The organism is Pseudomonas sp. NPDC087814 (assembly GCF_044742865.1).
Classification (GTDB): domain Bacteria; phylum Pseudomonadota; class Gammaproteobacteria; order Pseudomonadales; family Pseudomonadaceae; genus Aquipseudomonas.
This window is the reverse complement of record NZ_JBIUVK010000005.1, coordinates 166,128-185,922: the sequence shown is the minus strand read 5'-3', so window position 1 is coordinate 185,922 and position 19,795 is coordinate 166,128. Positions and strand designations below refer to the sequence as shown.

The following is a 19,795-nucleotide window of genomic DNA, read 5'->3' as shown; positions in this document are numbered from 1 at the left end:
AGGGACCTCATGAAGCAAAAGCAGACTCTCGGAACCCCTCGGTTATTGGGCATTGTGTGGCCTTTTATCGCCGTCGTGCTGTTCCAGGCATTGTTAGGCTGCGTCAGTCTCTACGTACTCTCGGCGGTGCGCGGTTATGTGGCGGGCGAAAGCCTGTGGTCCAAGGGCCAGAAAGACGCGATCTTTTACCTGACGCTCTACGCCGACAGCCGCGACGAAGCCACCTACCTCAAATACCAGAACGCGATTGCCGTACCCCAGGGCGGGCATGAGCTGCGGCTGGCCCTGGACCGCCCGACGCCGGACCTGCCTGCCGCGCGCCAGGGCATCCTCAAGGGCGGTAACCACCCTGACGACGTTTCCAGCCTGATCTGGCTGTACCTCAACTTCCGCCATTTCAGTTACCTGGAAAAAGCCATTGAACTGTGGACGGTGGGCGATGGCTACCTGGTGCAACTGGACGACCTGGCCCAGGAGATGCACCGAGCGATCATGGCCAATCAGGTCAGCGGCAGCGACGTACACCGCTGGAAGCAGCGGATCTTCGCGATCAACGACGGGGTGACGCCGGCCGCGAAAGCCTTCAGCGATGCCCTGGGTGAAGGCTCGCGGATGATTCTGCGCCTGCTGCTGGTGACCAACCTGGCCACGGCACTGGGCTTGATCGTGCTGGCGCTGTTGCGCACCCACAAGCTGCTGGCCCAGCGGCATGCGTTTGCCGACGCGCTCCAGTTGGAGAAGGAGCGGGCGCAGATCACCCTGGAGTCGATTGGCGACGGAGTGATCACCACCGATGTCGACGGCGCCATTGCGTATATGAACCCGGCCGCCGAAGCCCTGACCCATTGGAAAGCCGCCCAGGCCCAGGGGCTGCCGCTGGCGGCGCTGTTCAACCTGCTGGACGAAAATGCCCAGGCCGACGGCTTTACCCTGATCGAACACATATTGGGCGGCCAGCTCGGTGGGGGCAGCGAGCACTCCAAGCTGATCCAGCGCCTGGACGGCACCACCGTGTCCGTCACCCTGGTGGGCGCGCCGATCCGCAGTGCCGGCAAAGTCGTCGGCGCGGTGCTGGTGTTGCACGACATGACACAGGAGCGCCAGTACATCGCCAACCTGTCCTGGCAGGCCACCCACGACGCCTTGACCGGCCTGGCCAACCGCCGCGAGTTCGAGTTCCGCCTGGAGCAGGTGCTGCACAACGTCGGGCGCCAGCAAACCGGGCGCCATGCCTTGATGTTCCTCGACCTGGACCAGTTCAAGCTGGTCAACGACACCTGTGGGCATGCCGCGGGGGATGAACTGTTGCGGCATATCTGCGCGCTCTTGCAGTCCGACCTGCGTGAAGGTGACACCCTGGCCCGGCTGGGGGGCGACGAGTTCGGCATCCTGCTGGAGAACTGCCCGGCGCCGGTGGCGGAAAAAATCGCCGAAAGCCTGCGCCACACCGTGCAGAGCCTGCACTTTGTGTGGAAGGGCAGGCCGTTTGTCACCACCGTGAGTATTGGCCTGGTGCACATCACGCACGCCCCGACCACCCTGGAGACTTCCCTGCGAGCCGCCGACATGGCGTGCTACATGGCCAAGGAAAAGGGCCGCAACCGTGTGCAGGTGTATCACGCCGATGACTCGGAATTGTCCCTGCGCTTTGGCGAGATGGCCTGGGTGCAGCGCCTGCACATGGCGCTGGAAGAGAACCGTTTTTGCCTGTACGCCCAGGAAATCGCGCCGCTTGGGCACACCGAACAGGGGGATGGGCATATCGAAATCCTGCTGCGCCTGCATGACGAGGCGGGGCGGATCATCCTGCCGGACAGTTTTATCCCGGCCGCCGAGCGTTACGGCTTGATGACCTCCCTGGACCGTTGGGTGGTGGAGAACGTGTTCAAGATCATCGCGGGCTGTATGCGTGAGCGCCCGGGCCGGCCCATGGCCATGTGCGCGATCAATCTGTCAGGCACTACCATCGGCGATGAGGACTTTCTTGGGTTCCTGCGTGAGCAATTCATTGCCTATGGCATTCCACCGGAAATGATTTGTTTTGAAATTACAGAAACCAGCGCTATAGCGAATTTGGGTAGTGCGATTCGTTTTATCAACGAGCTCAAAGAGTTAGGGTGCCATTTCTCCCTGGATGACTTCTGCGCCGGGATGTCCTCGTTCGCATATCTTAAACATTTACCTGTAGACTTCTTGAAGATCGATGGAAGTTTCGTAAAGGATATGCTGGACGACCCGATTAACCGCGCTATGGTCGAAGTGATCAATCACATCGGTCATGTCATGGGTAAGCGCACAATTGCCGAATTTGTCGAGACACCCCAGATCGAACAAGCCTTGCTTGAGATCGGGGTCGACTACGCTCAGGGATACCTGATCGAGCGACCGCAGTTGTTTACCTTTGATAGTTTGCAGTGTCGACCTGTGCGACCGCAGCCTCTGTTATTCAAGGCGCCTGGCACGTTCCGATGAAACATTTGCTGGTCTGTACATATCACAAATCAAAAGGAGCCCGACAGTGATCGACACATTCAACAGAACCGGCCCGCTTATGGAAGCCTCAAGTTACCCCGCCTGGGCGCAACAGCTGATCCAGGACTGTAGCGAGAGCAAGCGTCGCGTTGTCGAACACGAACTGTACCAGCGCATGCGCGATAACAAGCTCAGCGCCAAGACCATGCGCCACTACCTGATTGGTGGCTGGCCGGTGGTTGAACAGTTTGCGTTGTACATGGCACAGAACCTCACCAAGACCAAATTTGCCCGCCATCCTGGGGAGGACATGGCGCGCCGCTGGCTGATGCGCAATATTCGCGTGGAACTCAACCACGCCGATTATTGGGTGCATTGGGCCCGCGCCCATGGTGTCAGCCTGGAAGAATTGCAGGCACAGGAAGTGCCGCCGGAGCTGCATGCACTGAGCCACTGGTGCTGGCACACCAGCTCGGCCGATTCGCTGATTGTCGCGATTGCCGCCACCAACTACGCCATCGAGGGGGCCACTGGGGAGTGGTCCGCCGTGGTGTGTTCCACCGGCGTCTATGCCGCGGCTTTCCCTGAGGAAGACCGCAAGCGCGCGATGAAGTGGCTGAAGATGCATGCCCAGTACGATGACGCACATCCCTGGGAAGCCCTGGAAATCATCTGCACCCTGGCCGGCATGAACCCGACCAAGGAACTGCAGGTAGAGCTGCGCCAGGCGGTCTGCAAGAGCTACGACTACATGTACCTGTTCCTGGAACGTTGCATGCAGCTGGAAAAGTCGGTGGCCGCCCCCCGCAAACAACCCGCCCTGGTTGCCAGCGAGGCGTAAACGGGGTGATGGCGGGGTAAATTACCCCGCCATTGCCAGCCGATTGCGGCCTTCACGCTTGGCCACATACAAGGCACTGTCCGCCCGGCGCAACAGGCTCTCGGCGGACTCTCCCGCCAGCAAGGTCGAGCAGCCCAGGCTCACCGTCAATTCGATCCGCTCATCATCCGCCCAATAATCCTGGGCCTGTGCCGCCTGGCGCAGGCGCTCGCCGACCATTGACGCCGCGTCACGGCCGGTGTTGGACAGCAGGATCAGAAACTCTTCCCCGCCAAACCGGAACACCATGTCCACATTGCGCAGCTGGCTCTTGATCGAGGCGGCGACGGCCTTGAGCACCTTGTCGCCCGTGGCATGGCCGTGGCTGTCGTTGATGTGCTTGAAGTGGTCGATGTCCAGCATCAGCAAGGACAGGGGTTGCAGGTGCCGGCGAGCCATGTCGATTTCCCGTTGCAGGGTCTGGTCCATGGCGATGCGGTTACCGGTTTCGGTCAGTGGGTCGCGCAGGGCACTGCGAGTCGCCGCACGGTAGAGTAGGGCATTGCGCATCGGGTAGAGCAAGGTGGCCAGCAGCGATTCCAGGTTGGCCAGTTCGTCTTCGAGAAAGCGTTGGTTGCGCCGAAACACCAGTTCGCCAAGGTGCTCGCCTTCATGGCTGAGGGCATAGCTCACCGAATGATGGCCGCGGTGACCGTACTCCAGGCGCAGGTCGCTGGCTTCGTGGCGGTATTGCAGGGCGTCCAGCGGCACCAGGCGTTGGATCTCGCGGAAGAACAACGCAAGGATATGCTCCGGCTCCAGGCTGGTTTGCAATTGCATGCCCAGTTGCTGGCGAAGTTGCTCAACCGTCGCGGGGCGTCGTGTAAGAAGGGAAGGCTGACCAAAGCCCAGGCGTTGCAATTTGGCGCTGTCGAAGTCAATTGCGTTGGTCTGGGTCGGTGTTTTCATAAGCGAATGAGCCTCTAAGCACAAAACTGTCTTACAGGCTGGGTGAGAGCGTCGTACTGTTCCTTCAGTTCCGTAGGACTGACGTACAGTCTAGCCCGGTTTGCCTAAGGGTATAACTGCCGCACGTCTTATAGCCGGGGCCGCGTCGTCGCGGGCCCCGGGTTAGGGCTTATTGTTTTTGCGGGTCGAACTGCTTGTCGCGGATAAACAGCGCTGGGATCACGCCGCAGATAAAGTACGCGCCGCCCATGACCAGGAATCCCACGCCAATCGAGCCATGGGACGCCAGGAAACCAATGGCTGCCGGTGCCACCGCCGCGCCGATTCGGCCAATGTTGTAGGCGCCGCCCACTGCCGAGCCGCGAAATTTCGCTTCGAAGCTTTCGGTCATGTAGGTCGCATTCACGCCGTAGGGGATGCCGTACAGGAAGCCGAACACAATCAGCATCCACAGGATGTTGTCCGGGCTCTGGAACAGCACGATCACCGGCAGGAAAATCGCCGTGCCCAGCGCGCCGACGGCGAACACCAGGCGCCGGCCCAGGCGGTCTGCCGCGAGCCCGGCGAGGATCTTGCCGAAAATCATCGCCGCGTAGGTGCCGACCATGTAGCTGGTCATCGACTTGAAGTTCATCCCCAGCTCGCCTTCCAGGTACGACGGCATCCAGTTGTTCACGCCGTAGTAGCCGAACTGCAGGAAGCCTGCGGTCAGTACCCAGAGGATAAACATGCGGCTGGCTTTCGGGTCGCTGAAGATCAGCTTGAACATGCCGTCGGGTTTCTTCGCCGACACGCGCTTGATGCCTTCGGCCTTTTCCCGGGCACGTTCGGCCTGGGCCTTGATCCAGGCTTGCGGCTCCGGCACCAGGCGTTGCATCAGTACGGCGAGGATCACCGGGATGATCGCCACGTAGAACAACCAGCGCCAGCCGTGGTTCGGCAGGATCCAGCCGGCGAGCAGGGTGGCGACGATATAGCCCACCGACCAACCGGCCTGCAAGGTGCCCAGCACGGTGGTGCGATAGCGGGTCGGCACGTATTCGGCCATCAGGGTGTTGCACGCGACATACAGCGCGCCGAGTCCCAGGGATGCGAAGAAACGGGTGCTCGCGAACTGCCAATAGCTGTGGGTCATGCCCAGGATCGCCGTGCCGGCGGAGAACAGCACGATGCTCCAGACCACGGTTTTCACCCGGCCAAAACGGTCACAGGCCCAACCGCCGTAAATCCCGCCGATGGCCATCCCGGCCAGGGTGAAGCTGCCCAGGCTGCCGGCTTCGACGCTGGTCAGGCCGAACTCGGCCTTGAGGCTGCTGAGGCTGTAGGACAGCAGCATCAAGTCGGCACCGTCGATCAGCAGGCCGAGGAAGCAGAAGATGAATACGATGATCCACAGTTTGTTTTGCGCGGGCGACAACGCACCCGCCGAAGCGGCGACTTCCATAGCGATACCTTGTTGTAGTTGTTAGGGCACAAGTTATGGGTGTTGCGGTAATGCGGTTGGAACACGGTCACTGTAGGAGCTGGCTTGCCTGCGATGGCATCGCCGCGGTGTTACTGCCAGACCGAGTTGTCTGCATCGCAGGCAAGCCAGCTCCCACACGGGTTTGGTGTTGTTCCCGGGGTTCAGTGCTTGGCCTCGCGAATCATGTTGCGGGCGATCACCAATTGCTGGATCTGCGTAGTGCCTTCATACAGGCGGAACAAGCGCACATCGCGATAGAACCGCTCGATGGCGTACTCGCTCACATATCCGGCACCGCCGTGAATCTGCACACAACGGTCGGCCACGCGGCCGCACATTTCCGTGGCGAACATTTTCGAGCAGGACGCTTCGGTGCCGATGTTCAGGCCTTCGTCACGCTTGCGCGCAGCGTCCACCACCATGCAGCGGGCGGCGTAGATCTCGGCCTTGCTGTCGGCGAGCATCGCCTGGATCAACTGGAACTCGGCGATCGGCTGGCCGAACTGCTTGCGCTCCAGGGCGTAGTTCAGGGCATCGTTGAGCATGCGCTCGGCGGCCCCGACGCTGACGGCGGCAATGTGCAGGCGGCCCTTGTCGAGCACCTTCATTGCGGTCTTGAACCCCACGCCTTCGACGCCACCGATCAGTTGGTCGGCCGGTACGCGCACGTTGTCGAATATCACGTCGCAAGTGTGGGCGCCTTTCTGGCCCATCTTGTGGTCGCGCTTGCCCAGGGACAGGCCGGGGGTGTTGCGCTCGACAATGAATGCACTGATGCCGCCCGCGCCCTTGATGTCCGGGTTGGTACGGGCCATCACCGTGTAGATCCCGGCGTGGGGGGCGTTGGTGATAAAGCGCTTGGTGCCGTTGATGACATAGTGGTCACCGTCGCGCACCGCCGTGGTTTTCAGCGAGGCGGCGTCGGAGCCGGAGTCCGGCTCGGTCAGGCAGAACGAACTGAGCAGTTCACCGCTGGCGAGTTTTGGCAGGTAGTGCTGCTTCTGCGCCTCGGTGCCGTCCAGCAGGATGCCGATGGAGCCGATGCCGTTGTTGGTGCCGAAGTAGGAGCGAAATGCCGGCGAAGTGCGGCCCAGTTCAAAGGCCACGTTGACCTCTTCTTCCATGGTCAGCCCGAGGCCGCCGTAGGCTTCGGGCAGGGTCAGGCCAAACAGGCCCAGCTCGCGGAACTGGCTGACGATATCCGCCGGGACGTCATCGGTCTCGGCCAGTTCGTTTTCCCGGGGGATCAGCGCCTCGTTGACGAACTGCTGCAGGGTTTCCAGCAACAGATGAAGCGTTTCGGGGTCTCGGATCATGTGCATTCCTCAGCGGCCCGTTCGGCGGGCCTGTTGTCGTCAATCTGCCGAGGCCTTGCACCGATCTGTCTAGCGGGCGGCGGCCTCGATGTTGTTCACCATGTGCTTGAGACGGGGCCCGATGTCGTCCTCGAGTTTCTCCCGGGAAAGGTGAAAACTCGGTCCGCCACAGTTGAACGTCAGCAGCCCATGTTGTGCATGCAGCAGCGGTACGGCGATGGCGTTTACATCGCGGTGCCACTCACCGATCGACATGCAGTAGCCGAAGTCGGTGTAATCCCGGAAGGCACGTTCCAGACCCTTCCTGATGCCCGGCCAATCCTCCAGATGACGCTGGCGGATATGGTCGAGGATAAATTCCCGCTCGTTTTCCGGCATCGCTGCCAGGCAGGCGCGGCCTGCGGAACTCAAGTGCAACGGCAACCGTGTGCCGACCTGGCGGCGCATGGTCATGTTGGCTTCACCCTGGACCACGTCCAGGTAAACCATGTCCAGGCGGTCCCGCGTGGCCATCGCCACCGCGGCCTGGGCGTACTTGGCCATCGTCTCCATCAGCGGATGGGCCACGGCCCGCACCGACAGGTTCGACAGCATCGCGTAACCGAATGCCATCACGCCCACATCCAGCTGATACCGGCCTGACTGCGGCAGGTGCTTGAGATAGCCCAAGCGGGTCAGCGTATGGGTCATCCGCGTAATCGTCGGCTTTGGCAGCCCGGTCTTGCGCGCCAGCTCCTGGTTACCCAGCACGCTTTCGCTGGGGGTGAAGCAGCGCAGCAATTCCAGGCCACGGGCCAGGGCGGTGACGAACTGGCGGTCCTTGTCTTCTTCCTCGTCGGCATTCATCGGATCGATCAGCAAGTGCTCGAAGGCGTGGTTGCCGGCAGGTGTTTCGGGTGTGTTCGGGTCCAGGTTTCGACGGCGCATGTTAGTCCCCCTTTTTTTAGAAAATCAACAAAACAAAATTGTATTCCGCACAGCGAAACTAATCAACTTTGCGTGGCGTTGTCTTTTTGTTTAATAAAACTCGTCTAAACAACGAGTTATAGCCCGATTTATCGAAGGGTCAGGTTTTTACGTTTACATCACGGCAACTCGGTCCTTATGATTATCGCTAAATACGGAATGTTGTTTCGCATAGCGAAACTGGTGATATCCGAACTAACAAGAACATTGCAGCAGGAGAATTTGTGGCCAGCCTCGACCAACCCGTAGTGCACCTCGACGTCCAGGACAATGGCGTCGCCGTGGTACGCATCCACCGTCCCGAAGTGAAAAACGCCTTGAACGCCCAGGTTCGCGAAGAGCTGGCCGAGCACTTTCGTGCCCTGGCCAAGCGCCGTGATGTGCGCGCCATCGTGCTCACCGGCGGCGACCAGTTCTTCGTGGCCGGTGCCGACATCAAGGAATTCGCCAGCGCCAGCCCGATCGAGATGTATCGCCGCCACACTGAATACCTGTGGGAAGCCATCAGCCGCTGCCCCAAGCCGGTGATCGCCGCGGTGAACGGGTTTGCCCTGGGCGGCGGTTGTGAGCTGGCCATGCATTGCGACCTGATCGTCGCCGGGGAATCGGCGCGCTTCGCCCAGCCCGAGGTCAAGCTGGGCCTGATGCCGGGCGCCGGTGGCACCCAGCGCCTGGTGCGCGCCGTGGGTAAGTTCCAGGCCATGCGCATCGCGTTGACCGGCTGCATGGTCAAGGCCCCGGAAGCCCTGGCCATGGGCATGCTCAGCGAAGTGGTGGCCGATGACCAGACCATCCCCCGCGCCCTGGAACTGGCCGCGCAGATCGCCGCCTTGCCGCCACTGGCGGTGGAACAGATCAAGGAAGTGATGCTGGCCGGCGCCGACCTGCCGCTGGAAAGCGCGCTGGTGTTGGAGCGCAAGGCCTTTCAACTGCTGTTCGATTCGGCAGACCAGAAGGAGGGCGCCGCGGCGTTCTTCGAAAAACGCACCGCGAACTACCTGGGGGAATGACAATGGCTGATTCAATCAAGATCATGGGCCTGGTAGGCACCGGCGTGATGGGCGCCGGGATTGCACAGATTGCCGCTCAGGCGGGCGTGTTGGTGCGCTTGTTCGATGCCCGCGATGGTGCGGCGCAAACCGCTCGGGATAACCTCGGCGCCACGCTCTCGAAGCTGGCCGCCAAGGGCAAGATCACCCAGGCAGCGGTGGACGCTGCGCTTGCGAACCTGCAAGTCGCCGCCACCATTGAGGCGCTGCACGACTGCGACCTGGTGGTGGAAGCCATTGTCGAAAACCTCGACGCCAAGCGCGGCCTGTTGCAGCAGCTGGAAGGTGTGGTCAGCGCGGCGTGCATCCTCGCCACCAACACCTCGTCGCTGTCGGTCACGGCCATCGCCACCGGCTGCCGACACCCTGAGCGGGTCGCCGGGCTGCACTTTTTCAACCCGGTACCGTTGATGCGCGTCGTCGAAGTGATCGACGGCCTGGCCACCGCACCGAAGGTCGGCGATGACCTGTTGGCCTTCGTCGCCCGTACCGGCCATCGCGGCGTGCGCGCCAAGGACACTCCGGGTTTCATCGTCAACCACGCCGGCCGTGCGTACGGCACCGAAGCCTTGAAGATGCTCGATGAAGGCATTGCCGAGCGCGGCGACATCGACCGTATCCTGCGTGAAGGCGCAGGCTTTCGCATGGGGCCGCTGGAACTGCTGGACCTCACCGGGCTCGACGTTTCCCACCCGGTGATGGAGTCGATCTACAACCAGTTCTATCAGGACCCGCGCTACAAACCATCGCCCCTGACCCGCCAGATGCTGGTGGGCGGACGCTTCGGGCGCAAGAGCGGGCAGGGCTTCTACCGCTATGAAAATGGCCAGGTGGTCGACGGCCCGCAGCCGCAGCCGGTGCCTTCCATCAAGCAATTCCCGCCGGTATGGATCGCCACCGAAAACGCCGAAGACTACGAGCGCCTCAGCGCCCTGGTGATCGAGTTGGGCGCACACCTTGAAAGCGCGGCGCAGCCTTCGCCTGAAGCGTTGTGCCTGCTGGCGCCCTACGGCCTCGACGCCACCTCGGCCAGCGAGCGCTTCCACACTGACCCGGCACGCACCCTGTGCATCGACCTGCTGACCGACCTGTCGCGCCACCGCACCCTGATGCAAAACCCGCTGACGTCCACCGCCACCCGCGATGCCGCCCACGCGTTGCTCGCCAGTGACGGTGTAGGTGTGACAGTGATCAGCGACAGCGTCGGCTTCGTTGCCCAGCGCACCCTGGCGATGGTGGTCAACCTGGCCTGCGATATCGCCCAGCAACGCATCGCTAGCGTCGACGACATTGACCAGGCCGTACAACTCGGCCTGGGTTATCCACAAGGCCCGCTCGCCTGGGGCGATGCCCTCGGGCCACGGCGCATCCTCACGATTTTGCAACGCATGAGCGAACTCACCCACGACCCACGTTATCGCCCCAGCCCCTGGCTGCGGCGGCGTGCCGTGCTGGGGATTTCCCTGCGTCATGAAGAGCCGGCAGTCGGCTGATTTCGATTCATCACAGGACAAGAATAATGGGTGCATTGACAGGTTTGCGGGTGCTGGACTTAAGCCGGGTATTGGCCGGGCCCTGGTGTGGCCAGGTGTTGGCCGACCTGGGCGCGGAAGTGATCAAGATCGAACGGCCACAGAGTGGCGACGATACCCGCGGCTGGGGCCCGCCGTGGATGAAGACCGACACCGGCGAGTCGTCCGGGCAGGCGTCTTATTACCAGTCCACCAACCGCGGCAAACTATCCGTGGCCATTGACCTGGCCACCAGCGAAGGCCAGGAACTGGTGCGGGCCCTGGCGGCCAGCTCCGACGTACTGATCGAAAACTACAAGGCCGGTTCCCTGGCGCGTTATGGCCTGGATTACGCGACCCTGGCCGAGATCAATCCACGGTTGGTGTACTGCTCCATCACCGGCTTCGGCCAGACCGGCCCGCGCGCCGAAGAACCCGGCTACGACTTCATCATCCAGGGCATCGGCGGCCTGATGAGCATCACCGGCGAACGCGACGACCTGCCCGGCGGCGGCCCGCAAAAAGTCGGCGTGGCGTTCTCCGACCTGATGACCGGCCTGTATTCCACCGTCGCGATCCAGGCCGCACTGCTCAGCCGCGAACGCACCGGCGTTGGCCAACACATCGACATGGCGCTGCTGGACGTACAAGTGGCAACCCTGGCCAACCAGAGCATGAACTACCTGGCCTCGGGCAAGGTGCCGCAGCGTTTCGGCAACGCCCACGCCAACATCGTGCCGTACCAGGTGTTCCGCGCCGCCGACCGCGACTTCATTATTGCCTGCGGCAACGACAGCCAGTTTGTAGCGCTGTGCCACAGCATCGGTTTGCCGCACCTGCCGGAAGACCCGCGCTTTCGGCGCAATGCCGATCGGGTTGCGCATCGGGCGGAGATTGTCGAACTGTTGTCGGCGCACTTCCTGGGGCGCACGGCGGACGAGTGGGTGGCGAGTATTCACGCCTCGAAAGTACCGGTGGGGGCGATCAACAACATCGCGCAATCCCTGGAAGAGCCGCAGGTGATTGCCCGTGGGTTGATGGTGAAGATCCCGCATCCCAGGAATCCGCAGTTCGAGATGGTCGGCAGCCCGATCAAGATGTCGGGCACGCCGGTAGAGTATGTAAGGCCGGCGCCGATGTTGGGGCAGCATACCGATGAGGTACTGGGCGAGCGCCTCGGGTTGTCGGCAGAGCAGTTGGGGCAGCTCAAGGCAGGAGGGGTGATTGAGCAACTCGACTGAAGGATGGCGGCCCATAAGGCCGCCATCTTTGCGCACGACTTTTTAGCGCGCGACTTCTTTAAGGTAGGCAGTTCGGGCCGCAACGGCAGTCGGCGTGAAATCCGTAAACACACCGTCAACACCGGCGCGGAAAAAGGCCATGTATTCCGCCGCCGGGTTGCCCTTGTAGGCACCTGCCAGGTATTTGGCTTCGTTGCGGAAGGTGAAAATATGCACGAACAGGCCGGCCTTGTGCGCATCGCTGATCAGGCTGGTGGGCTTGAAGGTATCGACCTCGGGCAAGCCGGGGTTATGCGCTGAAGCGGCAGTCAGCGACATCGCTTGCGGCTTCCATGGCCCGATGCCGTCGGCGTAGGTCTTGACCTCGGCCAGCCCGGCCGGGGTCAGCATCGCACCAAAGGCGCGTGGGTCGCCGGCGACGGTCCAGCTGTAGGGGCGGCCGCTGACGAAGGTGTTGGGTTTGTCGGTGATGAAAATGGTCTCGCCGGTCTTGAAGTTCACCCCGTTCCCATCCACCAGTTGAACCGCCCTGGTTTGCAGGCCGATGGAGCGCAGGTATTTCAGGCTGTTCGGGTCGAAGCTCTGCACGAACACCGGCGCATCTTTGCGATTGAGGTTGTTGTCTTCAAGGGTCTTGAGAAACGCCGCTTCGAACGGATGACTGCCCGGCGCGCCGCAGCCGTTGGCGATGGCCTGGGCATTGTTCCAGATCGGGTTCTTGCTTTCCGGGTAGGTGGTAATCACGCGGCCAGTGGCGGCGCTTTTGGCTTTCGCGATGTCGATCACTTCCTGGAAACTCAGGATCGGCAGCTTGCCGTTGAGTTCGGTCGGGCGCTCGTCGCGGGCATCATACGTCGTGCCGCCGATCCATTGCTTGAGTTCGGCCAGGGTGAAATCGCTGATTGACCAGTCGTTGGTATGGTCTTCGCCATCCACGATCAAGGACTTCAACACGGATTTTGGATCGTTGGGGTCAGTCAGATCACTCAGGTACTGGGCCGGGCCATTTTCTGCAGTGGCCGGATACCTGACGTTAACCAGTACACCCGGCACCGTGCGCTTGCGGCGTGCAACTTCGGGATTGGTCTTCGCGACGTCGCTGATGTTGGTGTTGTCGCTCAACCAGGGATTGTGCCGGGCCACCAATACACAGTCCTTGGTCATGTGCAGGTCCAGCTCCAGCGAATCCGCACCAGCGTCGGCTGCATGCTCGTAGGAGGCCCGGGTTTCTTCCGGGTACAGTCCTGGCAGGCCGCGATGGCCGATAACCAGCGGCGGTGCACCGTCCAGGGTTTTGAACGAAGCAGGCGCGACAGGCGTGCTCCTGGTCACACTGTCACACGCGCTCACCGTCAGGCTGCATCCGATAACGATAAAACGGGCAAGCAGGGTTTTTACCGCTGGCGGGCCTGAGCGAGTGTGCATGTGTCGTCCTTCAAGAAGAGGGTAGGGGCGGGGTATCTGCGGATGTTGGCGTTGACGTATGACAGCGTCGTGACAGGAAGTGGCGTGGTGATTTTCCAGCGCGGCGCACCTGGGGTGGAGCAAAAATCTCACTGAATGCTTGACTTCTCCTTTTCAATCAGTAACATACGGCGCATTCCGCGATAGCTCAGTTGGTAGAGCAAATGACTGTTAATCATTGGGTCCCTGGTTCGAGTCCAGGTCGTGGAGCCATACAAGGTTCCAGAGAAGGCTTTCAAAATCTCTGAAACCCCCGAAAAACCCGCCTTCTGGCGGGTTTTTTCATTTTGGCGTTCTGTCGGATTCCGGTGGGTACCAGCCATTTTAAGGGTAGAGTTTGGGATAAAGGTCAGTTCGATAATAGGGAGTACCCTTATGTCGCGCACTACTGCTCCACTCTCCGACGCCGCTTGCCGTTCGGCCAAGCCCACAGACCGCGCCTACAAGCTTTTCGACGGCGACGGCCTTTACCTTCTAGTCCAACCCAATGGCCGCAAAGGCTGGCGTCTCAGATACGTCAAACCTGATGGCCGGGAAGGACTGACCTCATTCGGCAACTACCCCATCGTTGGCCTCGCGGATGCGCGCCGTAAGCGCTTGGAGGTCAAGCGAATGCTGGCGGATGGCATTGACCCCATAGGAGCCAAGAACCTAGCCAAGACGGACGCTCTGATCAAAGGCCGCACCTTTGAAAGCGTTGCCCTCGGCTGGCACACGGAAATGTCAGCCAAGTGGGCACCAGACTATTCCAAGACAGTGATGAATCGCCTCAAAACTCACCTCTTCCCGCTGATCGGCGCCCGCGCCATTGTTGACCTTGATACCCACGACCTGATGCGGCCCCTGGACGCGATTAAGAGGCGCGGAACGATAGACATTGCTTTAAGGGTACAAAACTACCTGCAGAGCATCATGCGCGAGGCAAAGCGCCTCCGGCTTATCACCGTAAACCCTGCTTACGACCTCGTAGGCTCGATCAAAGCCTCGCGAGTCATCCACCGCCCCGCCTTATCCTTATCGCGTTTGCCTGAATTGGAGGAACGGATCGACACTTATAAAGGCCGCGCACTTACCCGGCTGACGGTCTTGCTGTCGCTGCACGTGTTTGTACGCTCCAGCGAGCTGCGCTTCGCCCGCTGGAGCGAGTTCGACCTCAAACGTGGCGTCTGGGAAATACCCGACACGCGACCAGCGTTGGAAGGCGTACCCTTTTCCACAAGGGGTACGAAGATGGCAGGCGATATCCATCTTGTACCCTTATCGCCGCAAGCGATCGCCCTGCTCGAACAGATCTACGCAATCACAGGCAAATTTGACTTGGTGTTCGCAGGCGATACCAAATCTTGGAAACCAATGTCCGAAAACACGGTGAACAGCGCGCTTCGGAAGATGGGGTACGACACCAAATCCGAGATCTGTGGGCATGGGTTTCGTTCGATGGCCTGCAGCGCACTGATCGAGTCAGGTTTGTGGACAGACACAGCCATTGAGCGGCAGATGAGCCACAAGGAACGCAACAACGTCCGCGCCGCGTACATCCACAAGGCCGAGTTCATCGAAGAGCGCAGGCTGATCATGAACTGGTGGAGTCGCTACCTTGAGGCTAATCAGCAGAAGCATGTCAGCCCACGCGAATTCGCCAATCAGACGGGTGGGAATGTCACTCGCCTAAAAGCAAAACGTGGCGCAACTGAGTAAGCGCTCGGTCCTCATATCTCAGTGATCCGCTTTGTCCACGCGGGTCCATCCAGATAGGGCTGCAAAGCCGCCCTGTTTGGATGGACCTCCCTTAAAAAATCTAAAGCCCATATAGCTATCTGTGGAAAACCACCGATTTCCGCCGGTGAATAATTTCATCCACCACCGCAGAGCTCCGGAAAATTCGAGCCTTGACCCAAATTATCCACTTTGCCCGTCTCTTTCTCCCGGAAAGAGACGGGCACTCCTACCACTGCTGCAGCCCACCTCGTACAAGGCTTTGCGGCATTCCCCCTCGTGACAATCGGCGCGACAAACACCGAAGTCACCAGCAACAGCGATGCAGATGATGGTGCCGCAGCCCACGGAATGGACTGCACCTGACTGACAGTCAGGCATGCCCCAGTCATCGCATCACTGCCTTCACCCGACTCAGGATCTCGCGCATTGGTCTCGTCAGCCAGCGCAGCTTCCGCCCGCCCACTTCTTCGGAAGTGCTCAGGAGGCTAGATCATGAGATGCCCAAGCTCACGGTCGTAAAGAGCCGCCAGTCCCGCGTTAGTGGACAACCCTCACAGGTCGCAGGGGCCTTGATCCCTGATAACACTCAACATTCTTGGCGGGATGACGTGGGGACAGTTTTAAAAGTTTTGGCTTCGAGAGGACTTCTATCATGGCACTGGTGGGCAGGCGAGATGGACGCAATTTTGGCTATGGTCGGCAGTTGAGCTATGCCGGGCCGCAAGCGCTCAAAGACCTATTTGGCGGCGGACATTACGGCACTGTCAAGGCACACAGTGATCGGTGGCAGGCGTTTGTGCGCTGGTGTCGGTCGGAGGATGGGCTAGGGTTTAACGATGCGCGGCAGATAGATCGCCAAACCTTGCTGGACTACACCGGACATCTGCGCCAACAAGTTGGACAAGGTGAGCTGGCTATCGCCACTGCGCAAAACCGGTTGTCCAGTGTGAATCGAACCATGGCCGCGCTTCGCGGTGATCAGTATGTGAAAGTGCCGAGCCCGAGTGAGGCGCTGGGAATGCGACGCACCACTGTTCGTCGTTCAGTGCCGCAAGGCCAAGACCGCGAACAGGTGAAGCGGATCGTCGACGTGCTCTGCGAACACCAAATGCCGCGCGCGGCGGCGATCGCTCAGTTGGCACGAGCCACCGGCATGCGCTTACGCGAGGTCATATTGGCGGACCTACCGCGTTTAAAACGTGAGGCCGAACACTACGGCAAGATGAACATCCAGGATGTCACCAAAGGTGGCCGCTCAGGTGCGTCGGCCCCTCGCTGGATCACGGTGAACGATCAAATCCGCGGCGCTCTGGCATTCGCCCATCATGTCTCGCCTGACGGTAGCCACAACCTGTTAGCACCGCACGAAAGTTATCTGGACTTCACACAGAGCTCCGTCCGCCCCGTTCGAGACCTCCTCCATACGCACGAACTCAAAGGCTTTCACGACTTGCGGGCGGCCTATGCGTGTGAACGCTATGAACAGATCACCCATCATCTCGCGCCCATCAACGGTGGCCGCTGCTATCAGCTCGACCGACGGTTAGATCAGGAGGCCCGAGTACAAATCAGCGATGAACTCGGGCACGGCCGTATCGACGTGGTGTCGGCTTACATTGGCGGTCGAACATGAGCAAGGCATTCGATATGGAGCTGTTCCTGGCCGGCGTTCTGACCGGATCGCATTCCACACGCCAACGCCACCTTCGTCAGGCGGAGGCTATCCAAACAGCAATCGCTGAGCGATGGCAGCGCGACAACCCATGGACTTGGCAGAGAAAACACCTTGCGTGGTTTTTAAAGCACCACCTAAACCAGCGCACTGACTCGACGCGTTATTACTATTTGCTGACCATGCAATTACTCACTTATCGACTAGGAAAATCCTGGCAGTTCAACCGCTAAGCGAAGGTCAGAAAACAGCCAATAACCGTCACTCCGCTGCAAAATCTCCCTTCTCCATTCTTTGGAAAAAACTCAGCCTAAGCGGATATCGTGGTTCGTGCTGCACGGTAAAAATTCATGTGAGCTTAAGCAGGGAAGGACTACACTAGCGGAGTTGTATCAATTTATTACGAAGCAAGAAGTCGGTCTAACTCTGACGCGGTCGCGCCACTGTGGTCGGCTCATTGCCGAAAGCCAGACCTTTCTTCGATCCTTACCACCGTCAACGGGACGCGAAATCCCAGGAGGTTTTCGTGGCTTATACCGCTGCAACTGATACCGACATCTCCATCCCTACCATTCCTCTGGGTGAAGTGCTGCCTTGGGCAATCTTCGGTGGCCTGCTGCTAATGCTCGCGATCTACTTCGTCGGCGCCGAACAAGGCGCCACGGCGGTATTCAAAGGCATGTACGTGCACGAGTTCGTACACGATAGTCGTCATCTTCTGGGTTTCCCCTGCCACTGATTTCTTGAGGTATTTCACATGACTGGTCGTTTACTCGTCAGGGGCATGCTTGTCGGTCTAATTGCAGGCCTTCTGGCATTTGGATTCGCCAAAGTGTTTGGTGAGCCACAGGTGGACAAGGCGATTGCTTTCGAAGAAAGCATGGCGCATATGCACGGTGACGCCGAGGAAGAGGAGGAACTGGTTAGCCGCGACGTGCAGGGCAGCGCTGGCCTGCTAACTGGCGTTGTCGTGTACAGCGTATCGCTGGGCGGCATCTTCTCGCTGGTTTTCGCCTACGCGTTGGGTCGCATTGGCCGTGTCGGGCCTTGCGGTCTGGCAGCACTGCTGGCACTGACCGCGTTCGTGGCGGTGTTTCTTATTCCTGGCCTGAAGTATCCGCCGAATCCGCCTTCGGTTGGTAACCCAGACACAATCGGATTGCGCACTCAACTGTTCTTCCTGATCATGCTGGTGTCTGTGATCGGCGCCGTGATTTCGGTCAATGTGGGCCGCAAGCTGATCGGCCAAAACGGCATCTGGAGTGGCGCCATCAGTGGTGTCGCGCTTTATCTAGTCATCGTATCGGTCGCCGCTTACTTGTTCCCAACGATCAATGAGGTGCCAGACAACTTCTCTGCGGTACTGCTGTGGAAGTTCCGTACGGCGTCGTTAGGTATCCAGATCGTACTGTGGACTAGCCTAGGACTGATTTTCGGCAAGGTTGCCGAGTTGGCCCTATACCCATCTCGCAAGGCTGTAGGCGTCTAATTTGCTTTAACGCAGCATAAAGGAGTGGTTTGTGGCCACTCCGGTTACGCAGAAAAACGCTCGTCGCTCAAACTGCGCCATGCGCCGCCAGGTTGCGATACTGCCCTTTGAAATACAGCAATGGCTGTTCGGTATCAGCTTTTTGCAGATCCAAAGCTTTCACCTCACCAATCACGATCACGTGATCACCCGCGATATACTCGGCGTGAATCTCACAATCGAGCCAATGCAGGCTGCCATCGATGACCGGATTGCCCAGCGGCGATTCCTGCCATTCGATTCCCTGCCATTTATCCGTGCCTCGGCGAGCGAACTGGTTGGAAATCCCGGCCTGCTCACCGGACAAAATATTGACTGCGAACCGACCTGCCTCGCGAATCTTCGGATAGCTGGCCGAACTGCGCATGACGCTGAACGACACCAACGGCGGGTTCATCGAAACGCTATAGAACGACTGACAAGTAAAGCCAATCGGCTCATCACCGGTGTGCGATGTGATCACCGTAATACCGGAGGCGTAATGCCCGAGCGCCTCACGAAAGCTCACGGGCTCGATGGCAATAGCTGTAGCATTGGTAGCGGCAGTGAGTGACATCGCAGTTCCTAGTTCGACAGCTCTTTCCGAATGATCTCTGCGCCTGCACTCAACGCATTCAACTTGCCCCTTGCCACCTGACGAGGCAACGGAGCCATGCCGCAGTTGGTGCATGGATAGAGCTTGTCGGCATCGACGAACTGAAGTGCCTTGCGCAGGGTATTGGCAACCTCCTCGGGCGTCTCGATAGCATGGTTTGCCACATCAATGGCCCCCACCATTACTTTTTTGCCCCGAATGAGTTCGATCAAATCCATAGGGACGTGAGAGTTATGACATTCCAGCGAGACGATATCGATGCTGGATTTCTGCAACTTGGGGAACGCCTCTTCATATTGGCGCCATTCCGAACCAAGCGTTTTCTTCCAATCGGTGTTGGCCTTGATGCCGTAGCCGTAGCAAATATGCACGGCGGTTTCGCATTTAAGCCCTTCGATGGCTCGCTCCAAGGTGGCTACACCCCAGTCATTCACTTCGTCGAAGAACACGTTGAATGCGGGCTCATCGAACTGGATGATATCTACCCCGGCAGCCTCCAGCTCTCTGGCCTCCTGATTGAGAATCTTCGCAAATTCCCAAGCCAGTTTTTCACGGCTTTTATAGTGAGCATCGTAGAGGGTATCGATCATGGTCATTGGGCCAGGTAGGGCCCACTTGATCGGCTGCTTCGTCTGCTGGCGCAAAAATTTGGCGTCTTCGACGAACACCGGCTTTCTCCGAGCAACCGCACCTACAACCGTCGGCACGCTGGCATCGTAGCGATCTCGAATCCGGACGGTTTCACGATTCTCAAAATCGACACCTTCGAGATGCTCGATGAAGGTCGTCACAAAGTGCTGACGAGTCTGTTCGCCATCACTGACGATATCGATACCGGCCAGCTGTTGCTCCTGCAATGAGAGGCGCAGAGCGTCTTGTTTACCTTCAACTAGTTCTTCATCCTGCAATTTCCAGGGTGACCAAAGCGTTTCAGGTTGTGCAAGCCAGGAAGGTTTAGGCAGGCTACCAGCGGTCGAAGTAGGCAACAGTTTTTTCATTAAAAATGAC

17 protein-coding genes, 1 tRNA gene and 1 riboswitch are annotated in these 19,795 nt (G+C 59.6%); of the genes, 11 read left to right on the top strand and 7 right to left on the bottom strand.

Going from position 1 to position 19,795, the window contains the following annotated elements; all coding sequences use genetic code 11:
- Positions 1-9: 9 nt before the first annotated feature.
- Positions 10-2,472, top strand: a complete 2,463-nt coding sequence (locus ACIOMR_RS06785; RefSeq protein WP_008433239.1) for an EAL domain-containing protein — start codon at positions 10-12, stop codon at positions 2,470-2,472.
- 79 nt (positions 2,473-2,551) lie between these two features.
- On the top strand, positions 2,552-3,313 hold the full coding sequence (locus ACIOMR_RS06780) for a TenA family transcriptional regulator (RefSeq protein ID WP_218166164.1): 762 nt from the start codon (positions 2,552-2,554) through the stop codon (positions 3,311-3,313).
- 21 nt (positions 3,314-3,334) lie between these two features.
- Here ACIOMR_RS06780 and ACIOMR_RS06775 read toward each other — a convergent pair whose 3' ends face one another.
- From ACIOMR_RS06775 to ACIOMR_RS06760, 4 genes are all read right to left on the bottom strand, one after another.
- Positions 3,335-4,261: a GGDEF domain-containing protein gene (locus ACIOMR_RS06775; RefSeq protein WP_003216729.1), complete on the bottom strand. Its 927-nt coding sequence runs from the start codon at positions 4,259-4,261 to the stop codon at positions 3,335-3,337.
- A gap of 169 nt (positions 4,262-4,430) precedes the next feature.
- Entirely contained in the window at positions 4,431-5,705 is a 1,275-nt protein-coding gene (locus ACIOMR_RS06770) for an MFS transporter (protein WP_401193030.1), read from the bottom strand.
- A gap of 182 nt (positions 5,706-5,887) precedes the next feature.
- On the bottom strand, positions 5,888-7,042 hold the full coding sequence (locus tag ACIOMR_RS06765; protein WP_003216725.1) for an acyl-CoA dehydrogenase family protein: 1,155 nt from the start codon (positions 7,040-7,042) through the stop codon (positions 5,888-5,890).
- Between the two features lie 69 nt (positions 7,043-7,111).
- A complete protein-coding gene (locus ACIOMR_RS06760; RefSeq protein ID WP_008433245.1) occupies positions 7,112-7,969 on the bottom strand; it encodes an IclR family transcriptional regulator in 858 nt (285 codons plus the stop codon).
- Between the two features lie 263 nt (positions 7,970-8,232).
- Between ACIOMR_RS06760 and ACIOMR_RS06755 the strand changes: the two genes are divergently transcribed.
- From ACIOMR_RS06755 to ACIOMR_RS06745, 3 genes are read left to right on the top strand one after another with little or no spacing between them, the layout of a single operon-like run.
- Positions 8,233-9,018, top strand: a complete 786-nt coding sequence (locus tag ACIOMR_RS06755; protein ID WP_010175990.1) for an enoyl-CoA hydratase — start codon at positions 8,233-8,235, stop codon at positions 9,016-9,018.
- A gap of 2 nt (positions 9,019-9,020) precedes the next feature.
- The gene (locus ACIOMR_RS06750) at positions 9,021-10,550 is read left to right on the top strand and encodes a 3-hydroxyacyl-CoA dehydrogenase (protein ID WP_401193025.1); all 1,530 of its coding nucleotides are present in this window, start codon (positions 9,021-9,023) and stop codon (positions 10,548-10,550) included.
- 26 nt (positions 10,551-10,576) lie between these two features.
- Positions 10,577-11,809, top strand: coding sequence for a CaiB/BaiF CoA-transferase family protein (locus ACIOMR_RS06745; protein ID WP_003216714.1), 1,233 nt, complete (start codon positions 10,577-10,579; stop codon positions 11,807-11,809).
- A gap of 42 nt (positions 11,810-11,851) precedes the next feature.
- Here ACIOMR_RS06745 and ACIOMR_RS06740 read toward each other — a convergent pair whose 3' ends face one another.
- Positions 11,852-13,234, bottom strand: coding sequence for a glycerophosphodiester phosphodiesterase family protein (locus tag ACIOMR_RS06740; protein WP_401193022.1), 1,383 nt, complete (start codon positions 13,232-13,234; stop codon positions 11,852-11,854).
- Positions 13,235-13,410: 176 nt separating this feature from the next.
- Here ACIOMR_RS06740 and ACIOMR_RS06735 point away from each other — a divergent pair.
- The 6 genes from ACIOMR_RS06735 to ACIOMR_RS06710 all read left to right on the top strand — a co-directional run bounded on the left by ACIOMR_RS06735 (position 13,411) and on the right by ACIOMR_RS06710 (position 18,153).
- Positions 13,411-13,486, top strand: a tRNA-Asn gene (locus tag ACIOMR_RS06735).
- Positions 13,487-13,648: 162 nt separating this feature from the next.
- Positions 13,649-14,971, top strand: coding sequence for a tyrosine-type recombinase/integrase (locus tag ACIOMR_RS06730; protein WP_401193019.1), 1,323 nt, complete (start codon positions 13,649-13,651; stop codon positions 14,969-14,971).
- Positions 14,972-15,644: 673 nt separating this feature from the next.
- A complete protein-coding gene (locus ACIOMR_RS06725) occupies positions 15,645-16,625 on the top strand; it encodes an integrase domain-containing protein (RefSeq protein WP_087692950.1) in 981 nt (326 codons plus the stop codon).
- Positions 16,622-16,897 (top strand): hypothetical protein, encoded by a 276-nt coding sequence (locus tag ACIOMR_RS06720; RefSeq protein WP_087692949.1) that lies wholly within the window; start codon positions 16,622-16,624, stop codon positions 16,895-16,897. The genes ACIOMR_RS06725 and ACIOMR_RS06720 overlap by 4 nt, the downstream gene beginning before the upstream one ends.
- Positions 16,898-17,053: 156 nt before the next feature.
- Positions 17,054-17,189: riboswitch (adenosylcobalamin (AdoCbl) riboswitch) on the top strand.
- 1 nt (position 17,190) lies between these two features.
- The gene (locus ACIOMR_RS06715; RefSeq protein ID WP_087692948.1) at positions 17,191-17,403 is read left to right on the top strand and encodes a CbtB-domain containing protein; all 213 of its coding nucleotides are present in this window, start codon (positions 17,191-17,193) and stop codon (positions 17,401-17,403) included.
- Between the two features lie 18 nt (positions 17,404-17,421).
- Positions 17,422-18,153, top strand: a complete 732-nt coding sequence (locus ACIOMR_RS06710; RefSeq protein ID WP_087692947.1) for a CbtA family protein — start codon at positions 17,422-17,424, stop codon at positions 18,151-18,153.
- A gap of 67 nt (positions 18,154-18,220) precedes the next feature.
- On the opposite strand, the gene ACIOMR_RS06705 is transcribed toward ACIOMR_RS06710, so the two are convergent.
- Together ACIOMR_RS06705 and ACIOMR_RS06700 are read right to left on the bottom strand one after the other, a co-directional pair.
- Complete coding sequence (locus tag ACIOMR_RS06705) at positions 18,221-18,748, bottom strand: flavin reductase family protein (RefSeq protein WP_087692946.1); 528 nt, start codon at positions 18,746-18,748, stop codon at positions 18,221-18,223.
- A gap of 8 nt (positions 18,749-18,756) precedes the next feature.
- On the bottom strand, positions 18,757-19,785 hold the full coding sequence (locus ACIOMR_RS06700; RefSeq protein WP_087692945.1) for a methionine synthase: 1,029 nt from the start codon (positions 19,783-19,785) through the stop codon (positions 18,757-18,759).
- Positions 19,786-19,795: the final 10 nt, after the last annotated feature.

Excerpts from the sequence above, each read along its gene's own strand:
- ACIOMR_RS06725 (WP_087692950.1), top strand. The coding sequence starts at position 15,645 with ATGGCACTGGTGGGCAGGCGAGATGGACGCAATTTTGGCTATGGTCGG.
- ACIOMR_RS06730 (WP_401193019.1), top strand. The coding sequence starts at position 13,649 with ATGTCGCGCACTACTGCTCCACTCTCCGACGCCGCTTGCCGTTCGGCC.
- ACIOMR_RS06780 (WP_218166164.1), top strand. The coding sequence starts at position 2,552 with ATGGAAGCCTCAAGTTACCCCGCCTGGGCGCAACAGCTGATCCAGGAC.
- ACIOMR_RS06775 (WP_003216729.1), bottom strand. The coding sequence starts at position 4,261 with ATGAAAACACCGACCCAGACCAACGCAATTGACTTCGACAGCGCCAAA.
- ACIOMR_RS06700 (WP_087692945.1), bottom strand. The coding sequence starts at position 19,785 with ATGAAAAAACTGTTGCCTACTTCGACCGCTGGTAGCCTGCCTAAACCT.
- ACIOMR_RS06705 (WP_087692946.1), bottom strand. The coding sequence starts at position 18,748 with ATGTCACTCACTGCCGCTACCAATGCTACAGCTATTGCCATCGAGCCC.
- ACIOMR_RS06785 (WP_008433239.1), top strand. The coding sequence starts at position 10 with ATGAAGCAAAAGCAGACTCTCGGAACCCCTCGGTTATTGGGCATTGTG.
- ACIOMR_RS06750 (WP_401193025.1), top strand. The coding sequence starts at position 9,021 with ATGGCTGATTCAATCAAGATCATGGGCCTGGTAGGCACCGGCGTGATG.
- ACIOMR_RS06720 (WP_087692949.1), top strand. The coding sequence starts at position 16,622 with ATGAGCAAGGCATTCGATATGGAGCTGTTCCTGGCCGGCGTTCTGACC.
- ACIOMR_RS06710 (WP_087692947.1), top strand. The coding sequence starts at position 17,422 with ATGACTGGTCGTTTACTCGTCAGGGGCATGCTTGTCGGTCTAATTGCA.
- ACIOMR_RS06740 (WP_401193022.1), bottom strand. The coding sequence starts at position 13,234 with ATGCACACTCGCTCAGGCCCGCCAGCGGTAAAAACCCTGCTTGCCCGT.
- ACIOMR_RS06745 (WP_003216714.1), top strand. The coding sequence starts at position 10,577 with ATGGGTGCATTGACAGGTTTGCGGGTGCTGGACTTAAGCCGGGTATTG.
- ACIOMR_RS06760 (WP_008433245.1), bottom strand. The coding sequence starts at position 7,969 with ATGCGCCGTCGAAACCTGGACCCGAACACACCCGAAACACCTGCCGGC.
- ACIOMR_RS06770 (WP_401193030.1), bottom strand. The coding sequence starts at position 5,705 with ATGGAAGTCGCCGCTTCGGCGGGTGCGTTGTCGCCCGCGCAAAACAAA.
- ACIOMR_RS06765 (WP_003216725.1), bottom strand. The coding sequence starts at position 7,042 with ATGATCCGAGACCCCGAAACGCTTCATCTGTTGCTGGAAACCCTGCAG.